We start from the raw sequence: 24,310 nt of genomic DNA on the forward strand, positions 1-24,310 counted from the left end.
CCCATCGACATCGTGCGAAAATGACGACTCACGAATCATTTATGACATGGTGTCAAATATGATCGTCGTTCCGGCATCGGGTTCCTGATTCCGACGTCACTGCCGACCGAGTAGACTCGGGAACGGATTGTGCGGGATCTATCGGAAGCGGAGTTGCGACGATGAGCGAGACGAACATGGCAGATGGTGAGCAGATCATTCACATTGGCGTGACAGGGCATCAGCATATTCCCGAGGCGGCGCGCGTGTTCGTGGAACGTGGACTACGCGAGTTTCTGGCACAGTACGACGGCCGGCCCGTAGTGGGATTGAGTTCGCTCGCAGTGGGCGCAGATCAGCTGTTTGCCGCCGAGATTCTGCGTACCGGCCATACGCTGAAGGCGATTCTGCCGTCGCGACGTTATGAGCGTACGTTTGACAAGGACGGGCTCAAGTCGTTCGAGGCGCTGGTTGGTAAGGCGCGGCAGGTGGTGACGCTTGGCTATGCGGAACCGTGTGAGGACGCGTATCTGCTGGCGGGCAAGCGCGTGGTGGACGACTGCGATCTGCTGGTGGCGTTCTGGGACGGGCAGCCAGCGGATGGCAAGGGCGGTACTGCCGATGCCGTGGCCTACGCGCGCGAGATCGGCAGGCCGATCACCGTGATCTGGCCGGAGGGGGTGCGTCACTGAGGGCGACTTGGGGCTGAGGGGCGAGTGGGAGCCCTCCCTCAGTCCGGCTTTGCCGGACAGCTCCCTCCCTAGGAGGGAGCACGCGGGTTCCTGGATGGCACACACAGGAAAGGAAGCGGGATGGTCGGTAATGGCAATGGGCGGAGGCGAATCGGCAGAGCCCTCGGCCGGATCGTGTGTACTTCGGCGACGGTGCTGGCGTTGCTGCTGGGGACGACCGGATGCGGCGTCGAAATGCCGCAATCAGTGCGCGATCTGCCGCAGTCAGCCAAGGAGTGGGGTTCCGGGCTGACATCCGGGCTGGGCGATAAGGCCAATGAAGCCAAGGATTCCGTCATCCAATGGTGGGACAACCAGGTGCAGGGGCTGTTCGGAGGACAGCATGATGGTTCGTCAAACGACAGCGGATTCACGGACTGGCTCAACGGGCTTCTGGGCGGCGACCCCGATGCCGGCACCACCGACGCCAACGGCCAGAGCGGCAACGGTGACAGCGGCTCATCCGACGCCGGCGGCAGCATCAACGGCCAGTCCGCATCCCCGAACAGCGGGCAATCCCAGCAGTCCCAGCAATTCGGCGGCATTCAGACGCCCATGCCGAGCGGATACTCGTACATGCTGTTCTCGGAAGGCAGCGATCAGCCCGCGCTGACGATCTCCTGCGAACCCATCCGGTACGCGTTCAGCGGTTCGGTGAGCGAGAATGAACGCGCGATGGTGAAGCAGGCGTTGGACACGATCACGTCCGTGAACGACCTGCAATTCCAAGAGGTGTCGCAGGTGGGTGACGGTTCGTATCAATCAACCGGAACGCTTCCCACTCATACCGAGTTCAAATTCGAATTTCTCACGGCCGCGCAATACCCGGACTTTGATATGAACCGTACGCAGCGCACGCTCGGCAAGGCGCAGCCGCGCGCCGTCTCGCGCAACAATGAGGCTCCGCTGATCTACTATGCCGACATTCGACTGAACGAGGACTACTTCCGGACCGGCGGCGACAGTGCACAGGGCGGGCAGCCGGTGGCGGTCGAGGTGATCGAGCATGAGGTGGCGCACGCGCTGGGCCTGGATCACTCCGACTCCCCCGGCTCGTTCATGAACCCGGTGGCCGACTCCACGCCGCAGCTGACGGACACGGACCGGCAGGCCCTGAAGGCGCTGGTACGCGACTGCGCGGTTCGATAACGCCGGCAGCACGCCGCCACGTACAATCGAACTACGTAAAGGATGGCGCTATGAGTACAACACGAGACCCGTATAGTTCACGATTCCCGGCGGACTGTCCCGTCCATATCCGTTCGGTGGACGACGTGATCGCATTGGAACGGTATCTGCGCCGTCGATCACGACGGGAACGACCACTGGTGGTCATGACCCATAGGAAGGACGGCGACGATCTCGCCATCGATCCTCGGTCCCTGCTCGACGATTTCGACATCGACGTCGCGATCCTCGACACCGTGGACGTCTGCCGTCAGCTCACCTCCCGCATCGGCAAGGAGCGATCGGTGTTCGGCGGGGCGGTACGCGTCTATCCCAGTACCGCGCAATGGTGGAAGGACGATAATTTTCGCGCATCGAAACTGATACTCAACATACGTGTCAGCGCCAAGGCGTTCGAATACGACGTGCGTGACGCGATCAGCCGGCAGATCGCACTCGAACGGCAAGCGCATAAGGTCCAGCAGAGCCGACTGGTGACGAACGTCGCCCCGACCATCACGACGAACGCGTCCAACGCAACCGGCCACGTAGACGCTGCCGATGTCTCCGGCACCTCTGCCGAGGATAGTGCCATCAACGTCGGCGGCGCATCGTTCTCCACCGCAGACGCCGTATCCCCCAACGTTTCCACGTCGTCCACAGGCACGACCGCTCCCGGCAATGATGCCGACGACAACCGCGTTCCGCTCTCCGCTCCGGCAGCGTCGACCGAACCGGAGGGCACGCTCGTCACCGCCGCCATCCGTGACAAAGCCGACGGCACCGTGCATCTGGTGCGCGAGGATCAGGCCGAGGAGCTGGCCGAGTACCTCACCGATCCCGAGCGGCGCATCCCCGTGGTGGTGGCCACGCGCACGTCAAGCACGCACCGGCCCGTGTTCGACACCGAATCGTTGGCCAGGGAGCTCGAATCCACGGCGATCGTGTTCGAATTGGATAGCGCCAAGACCGCGTGGAATCTCACGGCCGCACTGCCCACCGACGCGCAAGTGTACGGCGGTATGCTGCGCGCCTATCCGCCGGATCTCGAATGGGTGGACGATCCGAGTCGACTGGGAGGTCCGTACGGCGGATTCACCGAGGAGCAGCGCAAGATTCAGCGCCGACAGCTCATCGACGACGCCGAGGGCATGGTGGCACGCGCCTATTCGACGATCGCGCCCACCGTTCCCGAGCAGACGGTACCGGTCACGGCCACGGTGATCGGCGTGTATCCGCAGCGCGGCATAGCCCGCCTGGTGTCCGGCGCGATGGCGTCGGTGATTCTGCCGGCCGAGACGGATGGCATTCCCGTTCCCGCCGATCGTATGCTGGCCCGCGGTCAGGTGATTCATGGCGAGTTCAGTTCGCGCGATCGCATGATCACCGGGCTTGCGGTGCGCGTCGGCAAGGACGCGATCGCCGACTATGCGGAGGGCGACACCGTGCTTGGCCGCATCGACACCGTGCGCATGGACTACTGCATGGTGACGCTCTATCCGGGTGTGAAGATCATGGTGGAGGCCGCCGACGCGTTGGGTGACGCGTTCGGCGAGCACGAGGATCTGCGTCTGCTGCTCGACCCGGGCACCGTGCTGCCCATGCTGATCGTGGCGCGCGGCACCGAACAGAACGACTGGCTTGTCTCGTTCGTGGAGGCGGACAAGGAGCATATCAAGTCCGCGCCGGCGATGATCGACGGCGGTCCGGCATGGCTGCAACCGGCCGATCAGGGCGTGCTGAAGCCCAACGCCGACGATCGTCAGCGTGCCATCGTGATCGACGCGGACACCGACGTGCGTGAGCTGATTCCCGAGGATGCCGGCGAGGATGCGGCCGAAATGATCATGACCCTGGCCGCGCAGATCGGCGAGGAGCAGCGCGCCAATGAGAAGATGCGTGCCGAGCTCGACACCCTGCAGCGGCAGAACGGTTCGCTGCGCGAGGATGCGATGAGCCAGCGCCGCGCCCGCATCTATCAGGGGCAGCAGTACCGGACGTTACGCGGTCTGTTCCGCAACGACAAGGAACGGCTGCTGTTCGAACGCGACCGGTTCGACATGTGGATTCGTGAGGCGTGGGCGCTGCGCTTCCCCGCCGCCGACAAGAAGCATCGGCAGCTGCCGGAGCATTGGGACTACACGTCGGAGTTCTTCGACTCGTTGGAGAAGACGCAGATCAACCGTCAGCGCGTGGTCGATGCCGCGTTGGAAGTGCTTACCGGCATCGCGCAGCAGTCGAAGTCACGACGATGCCATCGTCTGCGCACCGGTTCGGGCGCCGAAGAGGCATTCCGCGTGGGGCCGCACGGCGAGAAGGTGTGGCGCATCTACCTGGATCAGGGGCATTCCGCCCGACGCCTGCACTACTACGAGGACGCGAAGGGACAGTACACCTTCGCGTCCGTAGGCGTGCACGACGACGATCTGAGGTAGGGGCGTTCCGCTTCCGGCGGAGTGGTTTGGATTCGCCGTGCGATGGGTTCCCTCCCTCAGCCTCACTGCGTTCGGCAGCTCCCTCCCCTGGAGGGAACACGTTGGATTTTTCCGTGTTCCCTCCAGGGGAGGGAGCTGGCCGGCGCAGCCGGTCTGAGGGAGGGATTCCACACCAACCCGGCCGCATTCACACTGTCAGCCGTTATGGACGGCTTGCGCCATTCCGCCTAGGCCGGGTCACCTCATCAGTCGGCTGCGCCGACGGCTTCCCCTCAAGGGGAAGCCGGGGAGGACTACTCCTCGATGCCCATGGCGGCGAGGCACCAGGCGTTCTCGTAGGCGATCTCCTGCCAGCGCTTGTAGCGTCCGGTGACGCCGCCGTGGCCGGCCTCCACCTCGATCTTCGCCACCGCGTCGACCTCCACCTCGGGCTCCTGCAGACGGGCCAGCCACTTGAGCGGCTCCACATACAGCACGCGCGTGTCGTTCATCGACGTAGTGATGAACATGGCCGGGAAATGACGGGTGCCGAACTCCTGTTCGCGCTCATCCGCATCCTTCACGTTCTCATACGGAGAATACTGCTTCATGTAGCGGTAGACCTCGGCGTTGTGCAAAGGATCGCCCCACTCGTCCCACTCGGTCACCGTCAGCGGCAGCGACGTGTCGAGGATCGACGTAAGCGCGTCCACAAACGGCACATCCGCCTCGATGCCCGCATACAGTTGCGGGGCCATGTTCGCCACCGCGCCCATGAGCAGGCCACCGGCCGAACCACCGTTCGCCACCGTACGCTTCGGATCGGCGATGCCATTGCGCTGCAGCGCGGCCGTCACATCCACGAAGTCGATGAACGTGTTCATCTTGTTGAGCTTGCGGCCCTGCTCGTACCAGGCGCGGCCCATCTCACCGCCGCCGCGCACATGCGGTACCGCGTAGAGCACGCCACGGTCGAGCAGGCTCAGCCTCGGCACCGAGAAGCCGGGGTCGGAGCTGATCTCGTACGCACCGTAGCCGGTGATGAACATGGGGGCCTCACGACGGTCGTAGCGCGCCGACATGTCCTCAAGCGACAACGTCAGTTCACGCGGAGCCTCGATCAGCTCGTCGGTCAGTCCCTCCTTGGCGCCCTCCAGCGCCGGAACCAGACCACGACGCCACACCAGCGACACCGGCACATGCTCGCCGTCGCGCACACGCACCCACATGCGCTTCTCCGCATAATCCGCCGGATCGAAGTCACCCAGCACGTTCGCGCGCTTGAGCAGCACATCGGTGTCGGTCTCGGGATCATACTCGTGCAGCTCGCCCGGCTGCGTATAGCTCACCGTCGTGTAGCGGATACGCGGCGCATCATACGACGGGTTGCTGCTCATGCCGATCGAATACAGCTTGCCGTCCACACGCGGAACGATGCCGCCGAATCCCCACGGGCGTCCGGCGAGGAAATCCTCCTTGGCCGCATACTTGGGCATCACCGCCAGCTGCGGCAGACTGTTCGCACGGTACGACAGCGCCACGAAGTTGCGGTACATCGCAATGCCCTCGATGCGCAGCCCCTGCACGCCCTGCAGGATCTCCGGATTATTCGAGATCTCGCTGAGCGAATTGACCGACTCATAACGGATCGCGCGCGTGGCCGGCGTGAACTTGCGCCCCTGCGGCGGCTCGCAGCCCGACGGCGAACCCTGCGCCACACACACGCCCTCGCCGAGCGTATACGGCGGCTTGTGCGAGCGCATGTCGATCACGTCGATCTCGAAGTTCGGGTTCTTCACGTTGTGGATCACCAGCGCCACCGGAATGTCACCGTTCTCATCCTCGAACCGGGCGAAGCTCACATCGTATTCCACGCCGGGCATACGCGCGATGAACGGACGGAACGTGCCCTCCGGATCACTCACCGGCAGCATCAGCACCTCGGACGTGGTCTTGGAACTCGACTCGATGATGATCTGCTCCTCATCGAACGACGTGCCCACACCAACCCAGAAACGCTCATCCGGCTCGTTATACACCTGCACGTCCTGATCGGCGGGCGTGCCCACACGATGACGCCACACACAGTACGGGCGCCACGCATCGTCCACGCGCGTATAGAACACCCACTTGCCGTCCGGCGTAATGCAGCCGCCGCCCGACACCTCCCTGATCACCTCAGGGAAGTCCTCCCCCGTCTTCAGATCACGGATGCGCAGATCGTAGCGCTCGTTGCCGGCCGTATCCACGCTGTACGCGACATACCGGCCGTCATGGCTCAGATCAAGACCGCCAACGCTGAAGAAGTCATGGCCCTCGGCCTCCTTGTTGCAGTCGAACACGACCTCCTCGCCGCCCAACGCATCACCCTGCGCGGCGGCCGCACTGATCGACGGCGGATCCCAATCGTTCTCGCCGCGAATCGGCACCCTGCACTGGATGCCGTACTGCTTACCCTCCTCGGTACGCGTGAAATACCAGTAATCGTTCATGCGCGTGGGCACCGACATGTCCGTCTGCTGCACGCGAGCCTTGATCTCCTCGAACAGCGTGCCGCGCAGCGTCTTCAGACCGGCCATGCGGCGCTCGCAGTACTCGTTCTCATCGGCGACGAACTTCTGCACGCGATCGGATTCCTTGTCGCGCATCCACTCGTACGGATCGAGGAACGTGTCCCCCTGCGCGCTGCGTCGTTTCGGTTCCCTCTCGGCCTTGGGAGGCATCAGTCCGGCGATGTCCGACCATACATTGTCAACAGTCATAGAGTTCAGTATCTCACTTATCTTAGGGATTGATAACTTGGGTGCCCAAGATTGCGGCCACGATCGATCATCGTGATCGATCATTTCGGCGTATCCCGGCGTATTCCGGTATGTTCCGACGCAATCACGGCCGTTTGCAATCGGTCCTATTTGAACAGGTTGCGCAGGTACGGCATCATCGTGTTCATCAGATTCACGCCGTTGACGCCGTAGAACACCGGCACGTCGGTCACCGGGGCGGGCTGCGTCGCCGTCACGCCGGTCATGCGCTGCAACGGACGGCCCGATTCTCCGGGCGACAGCTGCCGGATGCCGATCGCGATCACGCGGCCCGGATAGCGTCGGGCGATCGTCGCGTACGTGGTCGGATCCTTCTGTCCGTCGTCGCCGATCAGAATGAACCGCATGCGCGGGAAGTCGGCCATCAGCTGCTCCACGAACTCGAGCTTGTGCTGCACGCCGGAGGGGATGAACGTCTTGGGGCGCGGATCCAGATCGCGCAGCAGCAGCGGGCCTTCGGGGAAGCCATGCTCGTCGATGAAATGCCTGATCGAGCTCTCCACGTTCCACGGCGACGTCGACAGGTAGAAGAACGGCGCGTCCGGGAACTGTTCGCTCAGCTTGGAGTAGAAGACCGACATCGACGGCACGGACATGCGCTTGCTCGGGCTCAGGAACAGCATGTTGTAGACGGCGCGCCACAGTTTGGGAACCTGCGTGACCAGCACCGTATCGTCCACGTCGGAGATGATGCCCACTTCGGCGTCGGCGGGGAACGTGTACAGCGGTGCGTGGCAGGCGTGACGACCGTCCACCACGTACGAGACGTCGTGTACGCCGGGCGTCAGTTCGCGTTCGGTGACCAGATCGAGGTAGCCCTGCACATCGGAGATGGCGTATTCGCTGCTTTTGGCACGTGTGCTGTCCACGGCGTCGTATGATTCGGAGGCGCCCACCTGCACGGTGCGCAACTCGGTATCGTCGATGCTGATGCGCACGCGGATGCCGGCCGCCGGCACCATGAATGCGTTGCGGATGCCGCGTTGCACCAGTCCGGACACGCGATTGAGCGGCGCGTACACGGTACGGCAGATCAGACGCGAGTAGGCGCCGGTGCCATAGCCCACGTAGGGTTCCACGCGCGGGAACCATCCCATGCGCTTGACGATCGCCGTGGAGATGCGACTCCACAGACCGAACGTGTGCGTGATGGCACGACGGGTGACGCGCACGGCGAACGGCTTGATGTCGATACGCTCATAGCGGCCGGCCGCATCGAAGTTCGAGCTGGCCGGCTGTGCGATGATCGGTTCGTCGGTGTCGGGGAGCCCGACGGAACCAGACTCCCTGACCTCGTCGTCGGTGACGTCAGTCATGAGCCACCTTGGCGTATTCGTCCGCGCTGAGCAGATCGGGTTCGTCGTCGTCGAGTTCGATCTTGACGAGCCAGCCCTCGCCATACGGATCGGTGTCGACCACGCTCGGGTCGTCGTACGCCTCGCGGTTGACGTACTTCACCTCGCCGGCCACCGGGCTGATCATCGGAGAGACGGCCTTGGAGGATTCGAGCTGCACGATCTCGTCGCCGGCCTCCACACGGGTGCCGACCTCGGGCAGGTCCACGAACACGAGATCGCCGAGCTGGCCAGCGGCGAACTCGGTGATGCCGAGCACGGCCGGATCGACGGAGTCGTCGACCCACACATGGTCGTCGGAGTAGAGCAGATGTTCCGGAACGGCGATGTCCGCGGCGATGTCGCTTGCGGTCATTTCAGTATTCTGTTCGTCTGTCATACCCCCAAGCCTACCGTCAGGCGGTTACCGATGGAGAATCTCGAGCGAAACGGAAAACGAAAAAGGACCCTCCCAGAAGGGGAGGGTCCTTGAAGCGACGGTTGCCGACGGTTTAGCGAACGGCGGAGGAGGGGGTGCTGCCCACGACCTCGACCATGCCGCCGATCGGCAGGAAATCATACACCCACTTGGCGTCGTCGGGGTTCATGTTGGTGCAGCCGTGCGACTTGGGCGTACCACTGGCGATGCCGGCGACGTTCCACGGTGCGGCGTGGAAGCCCTCACCGCCGTTGTAGTAGGTGACCCACTGCACGTTCGGCGTGACGTAGTCCTCGCCGACCATGGTCTGGGTCTGGTACTTGAGCGTGGCGAAGAACGTGCCCGTGTCGGTGGGCGTGCTGGTCTTGCCGGTCGACACGTTGAACGTTTTGACGAGCGTGGTGCCGTTGTAGGCGTACGCCTTCTGCTCGCTCAGGTTGATCACCATGTGCGGGTCGCCGTTCTCCACGTCGTAGTTCACCTGACGGGACTTGGTCTCGTGCTGGGTGGTCTTGACCTCGGCCTTGATGTCGCTGCCGGTGCCGTTCTGCAGAGCGGTGAGCACCTGGGCGGCGGTACCGTCGGTGCCGGTCACCTCGATGCCGTCCACGCCCTTGACGCTGGTGGTGATCACCGTGCCCTTGGAGTTGACGACGTTCTCCTCGGTCACGGCGTCCTGCTTGAGCTTGTCGGGCAGGGTGCTGGCCAAGTACGACTTGATGGCGTTCTCATCGTAGGTGAGCTCGATGGTGCCCTTGGTCGGGTCGCCGGTGGTCTTGATCCACTTGGCAATCTCGCTGGACGGGATGGTGAAGCTCTTGGATCCGCCGTTGGTGATGACGATGTCGGAGTCGATGCGCTTGTTCGCATCGGCCGCGGCGGTGGCGGCGGTCTCGTCGCTGATCGGGGCGGCCACGGTCTCGGTGCTGATGGTCACGGCCTTGGTGGTGCCCGGCTCGCTGGCGAGCGCGTTCACGGCCTTGACCACGCCGTCGATGGTCGGCGATTCGCCGTCGCGCGACTGGGTGGCGACGAACTTGTTGGCGTCGGCGTTGTATTCCACGTTGGCGTTGACCACGCGGGAGTCGTCGCCGATGAGCTTGTCGGACAGATAGGTGCTCATGGCGAGCTTGTCGGTGGTGGTGACGAGGCCCACGCTGCTCTTGGAGAACGGGTTCACGGTGGAGAGCGCGTTGCTCTTGGTGGCGGCGAGCAGATTGTCGACGGTCTTGTCCACGTCGACGGTCACGCCCAGATCGGACAGCGATGCGGTGGTGGTGGCGCCGCTTGCGGTGGTCACCTTCACGGAGGAGTTCTTCACGGCGTTGTTCACCGTGGTCTTCAGTTCGCTGGCGTTCTGTCCCATGACGGATACGCCGCCGATGCTAACACCGGGGGCCGCCTTGTCGCTGAAGTAGTGCTGGCCGCCGAACACGTAGCCGGCGAAGAGCACGACGAGTGCGGCGAGGATCGACAGTACGACGATGAGTGCGACCGGCTTCTTTTTCTTCACGGCGATGACGGCGTCGTCGGGATCGTCGGCGGCCGCGAAGGCCGTGGAGCCATTGCCGAACGTCGGGGGCACCACGCCGCCGTTTGCGGTCGTGGGCGCGAAGGGCGCGGCGACGGTTGCGGCGGCCGTGCCGGCGGAGGCGGCGGCCGGAGCGGCTGCGCCGAAGTTCAGGGGCGTGAAGGCCACGGTGGATTCACCAGACGCCGTGGATGCGCCGGGGTTGCCGATCGGCATCATGGTGACGGTCTGCGCCTCGTCGGGCGACGGGGCCGCGGCGGTGGGGAAATCGAAGGCCGAGTCCCCGGCGGACCCTGTGTATCCGAAGTCCTTGTCGTCAGTCATAATCTTCCATTTCTCGCGATTTTCGCGTCTTGCAACGTTGTCCACTATACCCGTGGAAGTGACAACGTTGTTATGAACAATCCCACAGTCACCCTGCAGTGAACAGCACTGTATGGCCTGAGCAAACGCTTGCGGAATGTCGAGTGAAGGGGGGTGTGGGTGTTGCGTGGATGCGGGGTGGGCGGAGGCTGGAGGAGCGCTGGGGGTTGGAGTCTCCCAGTTCGCTTGCGGCGCCGAAGCCCTCCCTCTGTCATGGCGGGGCCATGACATCTCCCTCCCTTGGAGGGAGAACGCTGGGGCCGAAGCTGCGTGCTCCCTCCTGGGGAAGGAGCTGGCCGCCGAAGGCGGACTGAGGGAGGGATCCACTACCGACGGCCGAGACCGGATTCACCAGCCCATCGCCCCTCCCCCGCACTCAGCTCAGCGGCTGGCCGTACCATTCTTCGATCATGTAGCGTGCGATGGTGGCCTTGCCGGGCACTTCGATCTTGCCGGTGATCATGGCGTTGGTGAACTCGTCGTGGGTGAACCAGCGGGCGTCTCCGGTCTCCTGATGGTCCACGCTGATTTCGGTGCTCAGTGCACGCGCCTTGAACGCCATCATGAGCGATGACGGGAACGGCCACGGCTGCGATCCGAGGTACTTCACCTCGCCGAGCGTGATGCCGGTCTCCTCCTTGGCTTCGCGGCGGGCGGCGTGTTCCAGGTTCTCGCCGGCCTCCACGAATCCGGCCGACGCCGAGTACAGGTTGTTGCGCCACGCGGTGTTGTGCTGCAACAGCACGCGGTTGTTGCCGTCGACGATCAGCGTGATCACGGCGGGCTCGATGCGCGGGAACAGGATGCGGTTGCCGTCGGATGGGCCGGTGCATCGCTGTGCCCAGCCACCGAGTGCCGGACGTACGGGAGAACCGCAGCACGGGCAGAACCGCTGACGGTCGTGCCAGATGCCCACGGTGATGGCGCTGGTGGCCAGTCCGGCGTCACGAGCGCTGGCGTGGGGCGCGAAGCCGCGCAGATCCACCCAGTCGAAGATTTCCGCGGCACGAGCGACGGGGGAACCATTCGTGCCGTCGAAGGCGTGGTCGGCGCCGATGTGCGCGTCGTCGGGTACGGACTGTGTGGCCCGAGTGATGTCCAACGCCACGTAATGCGTGCCGGCGGCCGATTCGGTGCGATCGGTGCCAAGGAAAATCGCGACGATGCCGGTGCCGCCGCGCACGTCGTCACGCACGTAGGTTCCGGGGACGATCGCCGGACGGATCTTCGCCGAATCGAAGTCCACCTTGGCGCCCTGCCCCTTCGGCACGGCGATCAGTCCATGGTTGACGAGCATCACGCGCGTGGCCGGGTCGGCGAGCAGCGTATCGATCAGCCCTTCCTCGCCGCGACGGTCCACCTCATAGTCGATGGTGCCCTGCGCCAGCGGCAGGAATGGCAACGTCTGCGTGAGCGCCAGCGGCGAGAACGCCGAAAAATCAGCCATGATTGTCGTATATTCCTTTCCTGAGCGTCCGTATAGTGGACGGAATCGTTGCGCTCGTATTCTTCCGACCTGTCTTGGTCGGCCCTTTTATCAGAGGGCGGTTGCGCGGTGCTGCACGTCAAGAATGGCGCGGGCCACCACGTCGGGCTTTTCCACGCAGGTGAAATGGCCGGCATCGTGCACCACGGTGAACGCGCATTCGGTACCGGTCATGCGTTCCAGCATCGGACGCATACGATCGGGATCGCTTGACGGGTCGAGCGTGCCGGAGACCAGTCCCGCAGGCACGGTGATCTTGGCGAGCTGCGGCGTTTCGTCGGGACGGCCGGCCGCCATACGCTGACGCCATGCCACGCCTTCGGGATGCTGTTCGTTGATCCAACGCGTGAACAGATCAATGAACGCGGGGGATTTTTTGAAGTCGGAGTCGTTCGGCTGCGGCTGGGCGAAATGCATGACCGGTTCCACGGTGTGTTCGGTTTCGCACGCGTTCGCGATGCGCAGACGGTTGGCGCGCGCGTCGGGGCCATCTCCCTCGGACTTGGTATCGCACAGCACCACGCCGGCCACCACTTCGGGATGCAGACGGTGCACGGCAAGCGTGAGATAGCCGCCCATGGAGATGCCCACCCATACGGCCTTGGTGTGGCCCGTGGACAGGAATTCAGCGACGAAGGATTCCGCCATGCGGTCCATGGCCTCCGGATAGGCACCGTCGTCGGCCACCGGTCCGGTCTGCTCGGCGGTGGGCACCGGGCATTCGCCGGCGCCGGGCATCTCCAGACCGTATACGGCGAACGGGCGGTCCTGTTCCCCCTCGCTGATCTCGCACAATACGGACGCGCATTCGTCCCACACGCGATGATCGATCGGGAATGCGTGCACCAGCACCACCGGGACGCCTTGCTCCGCGGTGTGATCGGGTTCGCGATATGTGGTGCGCAGAATCGTCATGGTCATGATCGTTCGGTTCCTTCCTTTGCCGGGAATGGTCGAGTCATCTCGGCCCGTCCGGCACGAATATGATTCAGCGTATCGTCGGGACTGCGGTCAGCCGGCCCATCCGATGGCGCGACGCAGGATCTCGCCATGACCGCCGGCCATCTGTGCCATGAAGTCGGGACGACGCACTTCGACGGGGTCCACCCACTCCACGTCGAGCGTCTCGTCCTGCGGTTTGCAGTCGCCCGCGATCGGCACCACGTAGCACAACGTCACCGCATGTTGACGAGGATCGTAGAACTCGGAAACGCCCGGGGTGGGGAAGAATTCAGCCACGGTGAACGGCTGCAGGCTCACCGGAAGCAACGGCAGCGCGATATCGCCCAGATCCTTGGAAATATTGCGGGCCACGGCCTCACGCAACGATTCGTGGAACAGCACACGACCACAGATCAGCGTGCGTTCGATCATGCCGTCGGGACCCACATGCAACAGCGTGCCCACTTTGGAGATGCGACCGAAGTCGTCGGCGCGCACCGGCACCACCTCCACGTAGACGATCGGCATCTTGCGGCGCAGATCGTCGATCTCCGAGGAATCCAGCCATCCCGGAGGATTGCCGCCATCGGATCCGCGAATGAAATCGTCGGGCGTGATGTTGTCGAACTCACCGCGACGACGCGAGGCGTCGTAATCGCCCTCGTCGGGCACTTCGTCATTAAGAACCGGCATGATCCCCATTATCGGCCCGCCACATGACCTTTTCATAACGCCGATCTGTACGTTTGCGAAATACATTACGGAAGCCGCCAGCGCGCCGATGCGACACGGCACTGCGCCAAGAGCTTACGCACTGTCGTGTCGCGCCGGGCTGTGAGATGCTGGTAGCGACTCGACCCCTTGTGCAGATCATTCCTATATATAGGAGTGCGACACGGCGTGTGCGAACGCATACGGCAACGCGGAACGAGACGTACAACAAGACGTAATACAAGACGCATAGGAGAGCGATTATGGCTACCCACGAGCTGACCACCGAAAACTTTGAGGAGACTATCACCCAGAACCCGCTGGTGTTCATCGATTTCTGGGCCACGTGGTGTGGACCGTGCCGCGCATTCGGCCCGACCTTCGAAAAGGCGTCGGAGACGCACGACGACGTGTACTTCGCCAAGGTGGACATCGACCAGCAGCAGGGTCTGGCTCAGGCCGCCGGCATCTCCGCGGTGCCGACGCTGATCGCCATCCGCAACGGCGAAGTGGTGTTCAAGCAGGCCGGTGCGCTGCGCCCCTCCGATCTTGAGACGCTGATCGGCAAGGTCAAGGAGATCGAAGACGAGCCGGAGACCACCAAGGCCGAGTGATTCGTCTATATATCACGTCCGGCGCGCCGACACGGTATACGGCACGCCGGAATTTTTTTCTCGTCATAACCGATCGGTAGAATACCGAAGCAGTGTGAGCCTAATCGGTCGATCTAAGGAGATTCATGGCGAGCCATCGCAAACCGAAGGAATTCATCCTCAAACGTCTTACCAAACGCCAGTGGATGCGCATCGCGGCAGGAAGCGCCGCCGCGGCGTTGCTGATCGGCGGAGGCGTCGTCTCTCGTGACTTCTATCAGACGAACGCCACCCATCCGCAGCACAGCATCTCCTCGTATTCCGCGACCAAGAGCGACGAGGTCAACGCATTCAAGGCGGCATCCCGTGGCGACGCCCGTGGATCCGACGCCGACACCTCCTATGTGAAGGTCATCATCAACGGCGAATCCCGACTCGTGCTGGGCACCGACTTCACCGACGTCAAGTCCGTGCTCGATCAGGGCAGCATCACGCTGGAGCCGGAGGATTCCGTCTCCCCCAGTCTTGACACCAAGGTGACCGAGTCCACGACTATCACCATCGAACGCGCCGGCAGCACCATCGAGACCACCGATACCGAGATCCCGTTCAACACGGTTGAGGAGAAGACCGACTCCCTGCCGGCGGGCACCACCAAGGTGAAGACCGAAGGCGAGACCGGCGTCATGGAGGCCACGAATCTGGTCACCAAGTCCGGCGGCAACGTCGTCTCCAGCAACACGATCAGCTCCTATGTGAAGAAGGCGCCTGTGAACAAGGTGGTGCTCATCGGCACCGGCAGCACGTCCTCGTCCTCGTCCTCTTCCTCGAATTCGAATTCGTCCGACTCGTCGTCCTCCGATATCGGCACCACCATCCCGGCCAGCGACATGCAGCAGTGGGCTCACGACTATCTGCTCTCCAACGGCTACTCCGAGGCCGACTTCACCGGCATGGTGTATATCATCAATCACGAGTCCGGCTGGAACGTGTCGGCGACCAACGCATCCTCCGGCGCATACGGCCTGCCGCAGGCTCTGCCCGGCAGCAAGATGGCGTCCGCTGGCTCCGACTGGAAGACCAACTACCAAACGCAGCTCAAGTGGTTCATCGGCTACTGCAACGACCGTTACGGCGGAATCCAGCAGGCCTACACGTACTGGCTGTCCCATCACAGCTACTGATCCGCACTTACTGATCGCTAATCCAAGATCGACCCACGAAAAAGGATCCCCGCACCCGGAACTCATCCGGGTGCGGGGATCCTTTTTCATATACGGAGCATTCGCCCCCCTCCCAGGCCATTGCATTCTCTTAGTGTGAGCTCACACTAACGTCACACCCCTCAAAAACGTTGAAATTCCAACACCCACATTTCTTAGTGTGATCACACTAAGGAAGGGGGTGGGTCGGTATTTGGGCAGGGTCTCAGTTGGTGAATTGCGGCTTGGTTTGGATCTACTTCGGCTGCGTAAGACGCAAGACACAGGGAGCAGGACGCAAGACATAGGGCACAAAGGAAATACAAAAGGCCCCTGGCTGCCCGGAGGCAGCGCAGGAGCCCTTGGCATCCCCAGTGGAGAGAAGAAAAACACAGGGGAAGAATGAAACCGCCGGGAGGAGGGAATGCCGCGAACGCATCAGGCCACGCGCCGCCGACGGCGGTATGGAAGCCGCGTGCAACCATACGGCCTCCACGCACACCGACCGCACACGACCCGTGCGAGCGCGACTATGCGAAAGTTCTCCCGACGGAGTGGATCAGCCGAAGCGACCGGAGATGTAACGCTCGGCCTCTTCGTTCTGAGGATTGTTGAACATGGTGCTCGTATCGGCGAAGTACTCGAGGTGGCCAGGCTGGCCAACGGCCTTCAGGTTGAAGAAGCCGGTGTAGTCGGCGATACGGGCTGCCTGCTGCATGTTGTGGGTCACGATCACGATCGTGTAGTCGCCCTTGAGCTCGTTGATCAGATCCTCGACGGCCAAGGTCGAGATCGGGTCCAGAGCGGAGCAGGGCTCGTCCATGAGCAGCACCTGCGGGTGCACGGCCACGGCGCGGGCGATGCACAGACGCTGCTGCTGACCACCGGACAGGCCGATGCCGGGGTTGTCAAGACGATCCTTGACTTCCTCCCACAGGTTGGCGCCGCGCAGAGCCCATTCGACGAGGTCGTCGGCGTCGGACTTGCTGATCTTGCGGTTGTTCAGCGTCACGCCGGAGAGCACGTTCTCACGAATGGACATCGTGGGGAACGGGTTCGGGCGCTGGAACACCATGCCGACGTCGCGGCGCACGGCCACGGGGTCGACGTCCGGAGCGTAGAGGTTCTTGCCTTCGAGCAGGACCTCGCCCTTGCAGTGGGCGCCGGGGATGATCTCGTGCATGCGGTCGAGGGTGCGCAGCACGGTGGACTTGCCACAGCCGGACGGTCCGATGAATGCGGTGACCTTGTTCGGCTCGATCTTCATGTTGACGTCCTCAACGGCCAGGAAGTTGCCGTAGTAGACGTTCAGATGGTTGACATCAATTCGCTGTCCCATGTGTTTTCCTTAACTTGATTCGTTCTATGCGGCGACTTACTGTTCCGTCTTCACGGCGAACACCTTGGCGACCCAGCGGCCGAGCAGGTTCAGCAGCAGCACGATGATGATCAGCACGAGGGCTGCGGCCCAGGCGCGTTCCATCGGGATGGTGGGCACGCAGCTGGCGTCGGCGTTGACCGGGCAGGTCACGGAGAGCTTGCTGTACTCCTGATAGACGTACACCGGCAGGGTGGTCATCTGTCCGCTGAACAGATTGACGTTGGTGCTGGAGATGAAGCCGGCGGTCATGAGCAGAGGAGCGGTCTCACCGATGACTCGGGCGATTGCCAGGATCACACCGGAGACGATGCCCGGCAGTGCGGTGCGCAGCACGATCTTGGTGATCGTACGCTGCTTGGTCACGCCAAGCGCGTAGGAGGCTTCGCGCAGATCGTGGGGCACGATCTTGAGCATTTCCTCGCTGGTCTTGACGACGGTAGGAATCATCAGCAGCGACAGTGCGACGGAGCCTTCGAAGCCGTTGATCGTACCCGGTCCGAAGAAGATCGTGAACATCGAGTAGGCGAACAGACCGGCGACGATGGACGGGATACCGCTCATGACGTCGACGAGCAGCGAGATCGACTGGGCGAGCTTGCCGCCACGCTGTGCGTATTCGACTAGATACACGGCGCACATCAGACCGATCGGGATGGAGATGACCATGGCGCCGAGCGTGATCTCCAACGTGCCGATGATGGCGTGGAGCACACCGCCGTAGCCGCCGGACGGGGTCGGGTTACCGCCGATCACGCCGGTCATGTTGTAGGAGAGGAAGTTCAGGTTCAGGCGCTTGAAGCCGTTGACGATGGTGGTCCACAGCACGGAGATCAGCGGGATCAGGGCGATCAGGAAGGCCACGTAGATGAGGCCTCGCATGATGGCGTCCTTGCGCTTGCGCGCCTGGATGAAGGAACGGGTGGGGGCCAGCTTGTCGAAGTCGGGCTGGGGCACCTTGCTGAATTCGGAGGCGTTTGCGGAAGTCATCACACGCTCGCTTTCTCAGTGATCTTGCGGGCGATGAAGTTGACCAGGAAGGTGATGATGAACAGCACCAGACCGGTTCCGATCAGCGTGGAGACGCCCAAATCGTTGGCTTCAGGATACTGCGCGGCGATGTTCGCGGCGATCGTCTGGCTCTGCGACGCCTGCAGAAGCCTGACCGAGTACGTAAGACCGGGAGACAGAATCATGAGGACTGCCATGGTCTCACCGAGTGCACGACCGAGGCCGAGCATGGAGGCGGACACGATACCGGACTTGCCGAACGGGATCACGGCCAGCTTGATCATCTCCCACTTGGTGGCGCCCAGAGCGAGGGCGGCCTCCTGCTGCAGACGCGGGGCCTGCTGGAAGATGTCTCGCGACACGGAGGTGATAATCGGCAGGATCATGACGGCGAGCACCACGGAGACCGTGGCGACCGTACGGGCAGGGCTTGCGGCCGGGCCCTTGAAGATCGGAATCCAGCCCAGATAGGTGGCGACCCAGTTCCAGAACGGACCGATGGCCGGCACCAGAATCAGACCACCCCACAGACCGTAGATAACGGAGGGGATGGCGGCCAGCAGATCGACCACGGAGCTCAGCACCACGGCCAGCTTCTTGGGCGCGTAGTGTGAGATGAACAGTGCGATGCCCACGGCGATGAAGAAGGCGATGATCAGTGCCAGTGCTGCGACGAGCACGGTACCGAACACGAGCGGGCCGACGTACTGCCAGAAGCTGTGCGCCTTGCCACCGGTGAAGGACTCCACGGTGGCGGCGTTGGCGGACTGATCGCCGCCGATGAGGGGCCACGCACGGAACAGCAGGAACAGTGCCACTGCGGCGAGCGCGACGAGAATCAGAATGCCGGCGGCGTAGGCGAAGAACTTGAAGACCTTGTCTCCGGTCTTGCCCGTGTTCTCCTGAACCGCAGCGTTGTCTTGCGAACTCACAGGTTCTCCTTACACGAATAATGGTCGGATCGAAAACCGGATGAGGCCGCAGTGTCTCTCGCTTCAGGCGGAAACACTGCGGCCTGATCTTCGATCCTTAGGATTCAGCGTACCGAATCACTCGGTCTTGATGGCGTCGATGGACTTGGTGATCTTGGCGCGCATCGTGTCGGACAGCGGGGCGGAGCCGGCGTTCTTGGCGGCCACGTCCTGACCATCCTTGCTCACCACGTAGGTCAGCCAGGACTTCACGAACTTGGCGGTGTTGGCGTCCTTGTAGGCCGGGCAGGCGATGTCGTAGGAGACGAGGACCAGCGGGTAGGCGCCGTCGGCGGTGGTGTTGTGGTCGAGCTTGACGACCACGCGGTTGTCGCCCTGGGCGGAGTCGTCGAGCGGGGAGGCGTCAACGACCTTGGAGGCGGCTTCGGCCGAGTACGGCACGTACTTCTCGCCGACCTTCAGGGCGACGGTGCCGAGATCGCCGGCCTGGGAGGCGTCGGCGTAACCGATGGTGCCGTCGGCCTGCTTGACGGTGCTGATCACGCCGGAGGTGCCCTTGCCGCCCTGGCCGACCTCGTTCGGCCAGTTCTCGCTCAGGTCGTAGGTCCAGGAGCTCGGAGCGGCGTCCTTGAGGTAACTGACGAAGTTCTGGGTGGTGCCGGACTTATCGGAACGGTGCACCACGGTGATGGCGGTGTCGGGCAGGGTGACCTTCGGGTTCTGCTTGGCGATGGCGTCGTCGTTCCACTTGGTGATCTTGCCGTCGAAGATCTTGGCGATGGTGTCGGCGTCCATGTTCAGGTGCTTGCCCTGACCGGAGATGCCGTTGAGGTTGAAGACCACGGCGATCGGGGAAACGTAGGCCGGGATGTCGAAGGCGGTGGTGCCGTCGGCGCACACGTCCTTGGATTGGCTGACCTGATCGTTGGTCAGGGCGGCATCGGAGCCGGCCCATGCGGTGGCGCCGGTGAGGAAGGTGGTGACGCCGGCGCCGGAACCGGTGGGGTTGTAGGCGATCTTGGCGTCCGGGTTGGTGGACTGGTAGGAGGCGATCCAGGCTTCGACGGCGCTCTGCTGGGAGGATGCGCCCGCGCCCTGGAAGTCGCCGGAGATCTTCTCGGTGGAAGCGCTGGAGCTGGAGCCGTTGCTGGAGCTGGAGGTGTTGTCACCGCAGGCCGCCAGTGAGGCCAGCATGGCCAGACCGGACACAACGGCCACGGAGCGCATAAGAATGTTCTTTCGCATAACTATTCCCTCTTATATCCTTTTCCGCCACGAACTGTTAGAAATCACTGAAATTCCAATGTTCGTGACCGCGTGCCGCCTTCAGGTTGCTGTCATTGGCCGAGCACGCTTTTTTATGACAATTCAAGATTATGGGAGCTTGGAAGTGAGCGTGACCATTGTGGGTGAACGGAAAGTGAACTTGTGCTGATATCTGTTTTCTACGTCGTTCGGATGTAGATTGTGTAACTTCCGATGGCGTACGGTGGGTGAAGTCTGAAGGTTTGTATGGTGAATCCTAGGTATCGGCATGGCGATGTATGCTGTCTGTGCCTGAGTAAGTCATCGTGCCTGCGCAGTCACGAGTAAGTCGACAGGGGGGAGTCAATCGCATGACCCGTATATTGATCGTTGAAGATGAGAAATCATACAGGGAGCCTCTGGTCTACCAGTTCACTCACGAGGGCTATGACGTGGTGGCCGCCGCCACCGGCGAGGAGGGTCTCGAACTGTTCACCAAGGGTGGCGTTGATCTGGTGCTGCTCGATCTGATGCTTCCGGGTCTTGACGGCACGTCACTGTGTCGTAGGATCCGCGAGCAGAGCCGCGTACCGATCATCATGCTTACGGCGAAGAGCTCCGAGATCGACAAGGTTGTGGGGTTGGAGATCGGCGCTGACGACTATGTGACCAAGCCGTATTCGTTCCGCGAGCTGTTGGCCCGCGTGCGCGCGGTGCTGCGTCGCGGCCCGGGTAGCACGGATGGCGCCGACGGCAACGACGACGATATTCCTCTGGTGTGCGGGCCGATCCGTATGCAGGTTGGACAGCATGCGGTGACGGTGCACGGCGAAAGCGTGTTCTTCCCGCTCAAGGAGTTCGAACTGCTTGAGTATCTGATGCAGAACAAGGGTCGTGTGCTGACCCGTCATCAGCTGATCGATCGCGTGTGGGGTTCGGACTACGTTGGTGACACTAAGACGCTGGACGTGCATATCAAGCGTGTGCGTTCCAAGATCGAGGAGGATCCGGCCCACCCGCACTACATCACCACCGTGCGCGGCCTCGGCTACAAGATCGACGAACCGGCAGAGTAGGCGAAGTCATGCGTTGGGCAGGTCGATGGTGAAGGTGGAGCCCTCCCCCGGCCTGGACCATACGGAGATCGTGCCGCCCGCATCCTGCACGATGTGCTTGGTGATCGCCAGTCCCAGACCGGTGCCTCCGGTGGCGCGCGAGCGCGCCGGATCCACGCGGTAGAAGCGCTCGAAGATGCGCTTCTGCGCGTCGGCGGGAATACCGATGCCCTGATCGACCACGCGAATCTGCACCCGCCCGTTCTTGCGGACGCTCACGCCCACATGCGTGTTCTCCGGCGAATAGTGGATGGCGTTCTCCACCAGATTCTTCACCGCCGTCTTGAGCGAATCGGCATCGCCCTTGACGATGATCTCGTCGTCGAGCGATGTGTCGGGCTGGCCGTCGTTCGAGGTCTCCGCGGTCACGCCTTCAGTGTCGTCACCGAAGTACATGCGGATCTCGATATGCTTGGCGGCGGCCTGCACCTCGTTCTCGGCCACGGCCTCGCGCACGATCTTCGGTATGGACACCGGCTCGCTGTCGGTGGCGGCGAGACCGTCCTCGTCCTGCACCTTCTGCAGGGCGATGAGCTTCTGCACGAGTTCGGTCAGGCGGTCAGACTCCTTGGAGATCCTGCCGGAGAAGTAGCGTACGGCGTCCGGGTCGTCGGCCGCGCTGGACACGGTCTCGGCGAGCAGTGAGATCGCACCGGCCGGCGTCTTGAGTTCATGCGACACGTTGGTCACGAAATCGCGACGCATCTGTTCGAAGTGGTGTTTCTCGCTGATGTCCTCAAGGAAGATCACATACAGCTCGTTGGCGCCGCCGGCGTTGGCGATCTCGGTGCCGAACGTGACCGGCAGCGGGTCGATGGTGGCGATGCGGCCGATGCGCACCTGCAGATACATGTCGGATTGTTCGGTGATACGGCCGGACGGCGAGTGCATGGTCATTTCGACCTCACGGTCACGGATTTCGCCGTCGGATGCGACTTGGGCGAGAATGTCCCGGATCTCATCGGACACCAGATGACCGTCGCGCACCACGTTGAGATTGTCCAGTTTCGGACTGGCGTATCGTACGTCGCCGAGCCCGTCGACGATGATGGTGCCGCTACGCAGTGTCTGCAGCAGGTTGCGCGACGCCTCGTCGGCGGATACTCCCCTGCCGTAGATCGACTGCGGGATCGCGTCCTGTTCATCGGCATGTCGTGTCTTGGCGTGTTCCTCGCCGGCCATCACGCCGTATCGCCATGCCAGACTGATGAGCACGATCGCGATTACGGCCATGACCACCACCGTGGTCACTATCGCGGTCACGAAATCCGACATATCTGCCCCGTCCACTCGTGCAGGCGTTCTCCCGCCTGTCGTCAATCGATTTTCCGTTATCCACATTATGGACGGGCCACGGACGACACAATCCGATAAACGGCCAGCCAGTGTACGGAATATGACCGTCCGATGAATTCACGCACGATATCGGCGTGTCGAACCGTCGGCGAATCAGCCGTCAGTTCTGTCCGGCGAGGGTGAGCGCCACCAGTGCCACGTTGAGCACGATGATCAGCACGACGACGAGCAGGAAGATCACATGCTTGACCGGACCGTCAACCCACTCGCCCATCAGCTGCCTATCGTGCGTGTACCGCATAAGCGGGATGATGGCGAAAGGAATGCCGATCGACAGGACCACCTGACCGACCACCAGCGCAAACGTGGGGTTCGTGCCGAACCAGAGCACCACCAGTGCGGGAACCAGCGTGATCACGCGGCAGGCCCACATCGGCGCCTCGACGTGCAGCAGTCCATGCATGATCTCCTGACCCGCATACGTGCCCACCGACGTGCTCGACAGGCTGGATGCGAGCAGTCCGATCGAGAAGATCACGCCGATTCCCGGACCGAGCACCTGCACCACCGCATGTTGGGCGCCTTCGATCGTATCGGTGCCGGACATGCCGTGCAGGCTGTTCGCCGCCAGCAGCAGCAGCGCCAGATTCACCGTACCGGCCAGCAGCAGCGCCCACACCACGTCGATCTTGGTGCCGAACAGCTCTCGTTTGATGTCGGGGCGCTCGTCCCGCCCTTCGTAATGGTCGTTGACCAGCGTGGAATGCAGGTAGATGGCGTGGGGCATCACCGTGGCGCCCAGGATCGAACTGGCCATGAGCACCGAATCGGCGCCCTCGAAGCGAGGTACGAGACCGCCAAGCACGCTACCGGGATTCGGTGGCGCGATGAACAGTCCGGCGATGAACCCGAACGTGATGACGAGCAGCAGCACGACGATGAGCTTTTCGAACAGGCTCTGCCGCTTGCCTTGGAAGAGCAGCAGCACGGTTGAGATCGCGCCGATCACGCATCCGCCGATGAACATGGGCAGGCCGAACAGCAGGTTGAGCGCGATGGCGCCGCCGATCACCTCGGCCAGATCGGTGGCGATGGCGATCACCTCGGCCTGGGCGAAGAACAGCAGTCGTCCGCCCGGGTTCATGCGATTGCCGAGCAGTGCCGGCAGCGACTGCCCAGTGACGATGCCCAGTTTGGCGGACTGGTATTGGATGAGCACGCTCATGGCGTTGGCGAGCACCAGAACCCAGACCAGCAGGAATCCGTAGCGTGCGCCCGACGTGATGTTGGCCGCTACGTTACCCGGATCCACGTAGGCCACGGCCGCCACGAACGCCGGTCCGATGATGGCGGACAGCTTGGTTTTGGCGCCGGTGTGAGGGACCGCCAGTTTCGGCACGCTACGCATGTGCTGGCGATGCGGTTTGCCGCTGGCCGCGAGCGCGGCAGCCTCATGCGGGTCCAGATGACCGTAATCCTCGACAGGGGATTCCCCGATCCCGCTCCGGCCGTCACCGTCGTGACCGTCATGATTATTCAGTGTTGATTGTTCCCCATTCATAGTCACACCGCCGTTATAGCACCATTGCGTATCGGCGGGACACGATGCGGTCTGGCCG

At 62.7% G+C, this 24,310-nt stretch carries 19 protein-coding genes; 6 read left to right on the forward strand and 13 right to left on the reverse strand.

The window, feature by feature from the left end; genetic code table 11:
• Positions 1-176: 176 nt before the first annotated feature.
• From D2E23_RS05170 to D2E23_RS05180, 3 genes are all read left to right on the forward strand, one after another.
• A complete protein-coding gene (locus tag D2E23_RS05170) occupies positions 177-671 on the forward strand; it encodes a hypothetical protein (protein ID WP_206432001.1) in 495 nt (164 codons plus the stop codon).
• A 120-nt stretch (positions 672-791) separates the two neighbouring features.
• Positions 792-1,859: a matrixin family metalloprotease gene (locus tag D2E23_RS05175; RefSeq protein ID WP_126029920.1), complete on the forward strand. Its 1,068-nt coding sequence runs from the start codon at positions 792-794 to the stop codon at positions 1,857-1,859.
• Positions 1,860-1,909: 50 nt separating this feature from the next.
• Complete coding sequence (locus D2E23_RS05180; RefSeq protein ID WP_126029921.1) at positions 1,910-4,312, forward strand: hypothetical protein; 2,403 nt, start codon at positions 1,910-1,912, stop codon at positions 4,310-4,312.
• A gap of 293 nt (positions 4,313-4,605) precedes the next feature.
• Here D2E23_RS05180 and D2E23_RS05185 read toward each other — a convergent pair whose 3' ends face one another.
• From D2E23_RS05185 to D2E23_RS05215, 7 genes are all read right to left on the reverse strand, one after another.
• Positions 4,606-7,053 (reverse strand): S9 family peptidase, encoded by a 2,448-nt coding sequence (locus tag D2E23_RS05185; RefSeq protein WP_126029922.1) that lies wholly within the window; start codon positions 7,051-7,053, stop codon positions 4,606-4,608.
• A 146-nt stretch (positions 7,054-7,199) separates the two neighbouring features.
• Positions 7,200-8,429 (reverse strand): App1 family protein, encoded by a 1,230-nt coding sequence (locus tag D2E23_RS05190; protein WP_240541633.1) that lies wholly within the window; start codon positions 8,427-8,429, stop codon positions 7,200-7,202.
• Positions 8,422-8,823 (reverse strand): glycine cleavage system protein GcvH, encoded by a 402-nt coding sequence (gene gcvH, locus D2E23_RS05195; RefSeq protein ID WP_126030018.1) that lies wholly within the window; start codon positions 8,821-8,823, stop codon positions 8,422-8,424. Before gcvH ends, D2E23_RS05190 begins: the two co-directional genes overlap by 8 nt.
• Before the next feature lie 136 nt (positions 8,824-8,959).
• Positions 8,960-10,741, reverse strand: a complete 1,782-nt coding sequence (locus D2E23_RS05200; protein WP_164520692.1) for a L,D-transpeptidase — start codon at positions 10,739-10,741, stop codon at positions 8,960-8,962.
• A 415-nt stretch (positions 10,742-11,156) separates the two neighbouring features.
• Entirely contained in the window at positions 11,157-12,227 is a 1,071-nt protein-coding gene (gene nudC, locus D2E23_RS05205) for an NAD(+) diphosphatase (protein ID WP_126029925.1), read from the reverse strand.
• A gap of 90 nt (positions 12,228-12,317) precedes the next feature.
• Positions 12,318-13,187 carry an alpha/beta fold hydrolase gene (locus D2E23_RS05210; RefSeq protein WP_241227223.1) on the reverse strand — a complete coding sequence of 290 codons (870 nt, stop codon included), beginning with the start codon at positions 13,185-13,187 and terminating at the stop codon, positions 12,318-12,320.
• A 90-nt stretch (positions 13,188-13,277) separates the two neighbouring features.
• Positions 13,278-13,901 carry an NUDIX hydrolase family protein gene (locus tag D2E23_RS05215; protein ID WP_126029926.1) on the reverse strand — a complete coding sequence of 208 codons (624 nt, stop codon included), beginning with the start codon at positions 13,899-13,901 and terminating at the stop codon, positions 13,278-13,280.
• Positions 13,902-14,182: 281 nt separating this feature from the next.
• Here D2E23_RS05215 and trxA point away from each other — a divergent pair, with 281 nt between their 5' ends.
• Together trxA and D2E23_RS05225 are read left to right on the forward strand one after the other, a co-directional pair.
• Positions 14,183-14,533: a thioredoxin gene (trxA, locus tag D2E23_RS05220; protein ID WP_126029927.1), complete on the forward strand. Its 351-nt coding sequence runs from the start codon at positions 14,183-14,185 to the stop codon at positions 14,531-14,533.
• Between the two features lie 125 nt (positions 14,534-14,658).
• Positions 14,659-15,696 (forward strand): aggregation-promoting factor C-terminal-like domain-containing protein, encoded by a 1,038-nt coding sequence (locus D2E23_RS05225; protein ID WP_126029928.1) that lies wholly within the window; start codon positions 14,659-14,661, stop codon positions 15,694-15,696.
• A 577-nt stretch (positions 15,697-16,273) separates the two neighbouring features.
• On the opposite strand, the gene pstB is transcribed toward D2E23_RS05225, so the two are convergent.
• From pstB to pstS, 4 genes are all read right to left on the reverse strand, one after another.
• The gene (gene pstB / locus D2E23_RS05230) at positions 16,274-17,053 is read right to left on the reverse strand and encodes a phosphate ABC transporter ATP-binding protein PstB (RefSeq protein WP_126029929.1); all 780 of its coding nucleotides are present in this window, start codon (positions 17,051-17,053) and stop codon (positions 16,274-16,276) included.
• 36 nt (positions 17,054-17,089) lie between these two features.
• Positions 17,090-18,082 (reverse strand): phosphate ABC transporter permease PstA, encoded by a 993-nt coding sequence (gene pstA, locus D2E23_RS05235; protein WP_126029930.1) that lies wholly within the window; start codon positions 18,080-18,082, stop codon positions 17,090-17,092.
• Positions 18,082-19,035, reverse strand: coding sequence for a phosphate ABC transporter permease subunit PstC (pstC, locus tag D2E23_RS05240; protein WP_126029931.1), 954 nt, complete (start codon positions 19,033-19,035; stop codon positions 18,082-18,084). The genes pstA and pstC overlap by 1 nt, the downstream gene beginning before the upstream one ends.
• Before the next feature lie 117 nt (positions 19,036-19,152).
• Positions 19,153-20,280 (reverse strand): phosphate ABC transporter substrate-binding protein PstS, encoded by a 1,128-nt coding sequence (pstS, locus tag D2E23_RS05245; protein ID WP_126029932.1) that lies wholly within the window; start codon positions 20,278-20,280, stop codon positions 19,153-19,155.
• Between the two features lie 371 nt (positions 20,281-20,651).
• Between pstS and D2E23_RS05250 the strand changes: the two genes are divergently transcribed.
• On the forward strand, positions 20,652-21,356 hold the full coding sequence (locus tag D2E23_RS05250; protein ID WP_126029933.1) for a response regulator transcription factor: 705 nt from the start codon (positions 20,652-20,654) through the stop codon (positions 21,354-21,356).
• Between the two features lie 6 nt (positions 21,357-21,362).
• Here D2E23_RS05250 and D2E23_RS05255 read toward each other — a convergent pair whose 3' ends face one another.
• Positions 21,363-22,670, reverse strand: a complete 1,308-nt coding sequence (locus D2E23_RS05255; RefSeq protein WP_126029934.1) for a sensor histidine kinase — start codon at positions 22,668-22,670, stop codon at positions 21,363-21,365.
• Between the two features lie 181 nt (positions 22,671-22,851).
• Positions 22,852-24,252 (reverse strand): Nramp family divalent metal transporter, encoded by a 1,401-nt coding sequence (locus tag D2E23_RS05260; protein ID WP_420897291.1) that lies wholly within the window; start codon positions 24,250-24,252, stop codon positions 22,852-22,854.
• Between the last annotated feature and the right edge of the window lie 58 nt (positions 24,253-24,310).

Origin of the sequence: Bifidobacterium callimiconis (genome assembly GCF_003952005.1) — a bacterium.
GTDB lineage: Bacteria > Actinomycetota > Actinomycetes > Actinomycetales > Bifidobacteriaceae > Galliscardovia > Galliscardovia callimiconis.

Excerpts from the sequence above, each read along its gene's own strand:
- D2E23_RS05170 (WP_206432001.1), top strand. The coding sequence starts at position 177 with ATGGCAGATGGTGAGCAGATCATTCACATTGGCGTGACAGGGCATCAG.
- D2E23_RS05175 (WP_126029920.1), top strand. The coding sequence starts at position 792 with ATGGTCGGTAATGGCAATGGGCGGAGGCGAATCGGCAGAGCCCTCGGC.
- D2E23_RS05180 (WP_126029921.1), top strand. The coding sequence starts at position 1,910 with ATGAGTACAACACGAGACCCGTATAGTTCACGATTCCCGGCGGACTGT.
- D2E23_RS05185 (WP_126029922.1), bottom strand. The coding sequence starts at position 7,053 with ATGACTGTTGACAATGTATGGTCGGACATCGCCGGACTGATGCCTCCC.
- D2E23_RS05190 (WP_240541633.1), bottom strand. The coding sequence starts at position 8,429 with ATGACTGACGTCACCGACGACGAGGTCAGGGAGTCTGGTTCCGTCGGG.
- gcvH (WP_126030018.1), bottom strand. The coding sequence starts at position 8,823 with ATGACCGCAAGCGACATCGCCGCGGACATCGCCGTTCCGGAACATCTG.
- D2E23_RS05200 (WP_164520692.1), bottom strand. The coding sequence starts at position 10,741 with ATGACTGACGACAAGGACTTCGGATACACAGGGTCCGCCGGGGACTCG.
- nudC (WP_126029925.1), bottom strand. The coding sequence starts at position 12,227 with ATGGCTGATTTTTCGGCGTTCTCGCCGCTGGCGCTCACGCAGACGTTG.
- D2E23_RS05210 (WP_241227223.1), bottom strand. The coding sequence starts at position 13,187 with ATGACCATGACGATTCTGCGCACCACATATCGCGAACCCGATCACACC.
- D2E23_RS05215 (WP_126029926.1), bottom strand. The coding sequence starts at position 13,901 with ATGCCGGTTCTTAATGACGAAGTGCCCGACGAGGGCGATTACGACGCC.
- trxA (WP_126029927.1), top strand. The coding sequence starts at position 14,183 with ATGGCTACCCACGAGCTGACCACCGAAAACTTTGAGGAGACTATCACC.
- D2E23_RS05225 (WP_126029928.1), top strand. The coding sequence starts at position 14,659 with ATGGCGAGCCATCGCAAACCGAAGGAATTCATCCTCAAACGTCTTACC.
- pstB (WP_126029929.1), bottom strand. The coding sequence starts at position 17,053 with ATGGGACAGCGAATTGATGTCAACCATCTGAACGTCTACTACGGCAAC.
- pstA (WP_126029930.1), bottom strand. The coding sequence starts at position 18,082 with ATGACTTCCGCAAACGCCTCCGAATTCAGCAAGGTGCCCCAGCCCGAC.
- pstS (WP_126029932.1), bottom strand. The coding sequence starts at position 20,280 with ATGCGAAAGAACATTCTTATGCGCTCCGTGGCCGTTGTGTCCGGTCTG.
- D2E23_RS05250 (WP_126029933.1), top strand. The coding sequence starts at position 20,652 with ATGACCCGTATATTGATCGTTGAAGATGAGAAATCATACAGGGAGCCT.
- D2E23_RS05255 (WP_126029934.1), bottom strand. The coding sequence starts at position 22,670 with ATGTCGGATTTCGTGACCGCGATAGTGACCACGGTGGTGGTCATGGCC.
- D2E23_RS05260 (WP_420897291.1), bottom strand. The coding sequence starts at position 24,252 with ATGAATGGGGAACAATCAACACTGAATAATCATGACGGTCACGACGGT.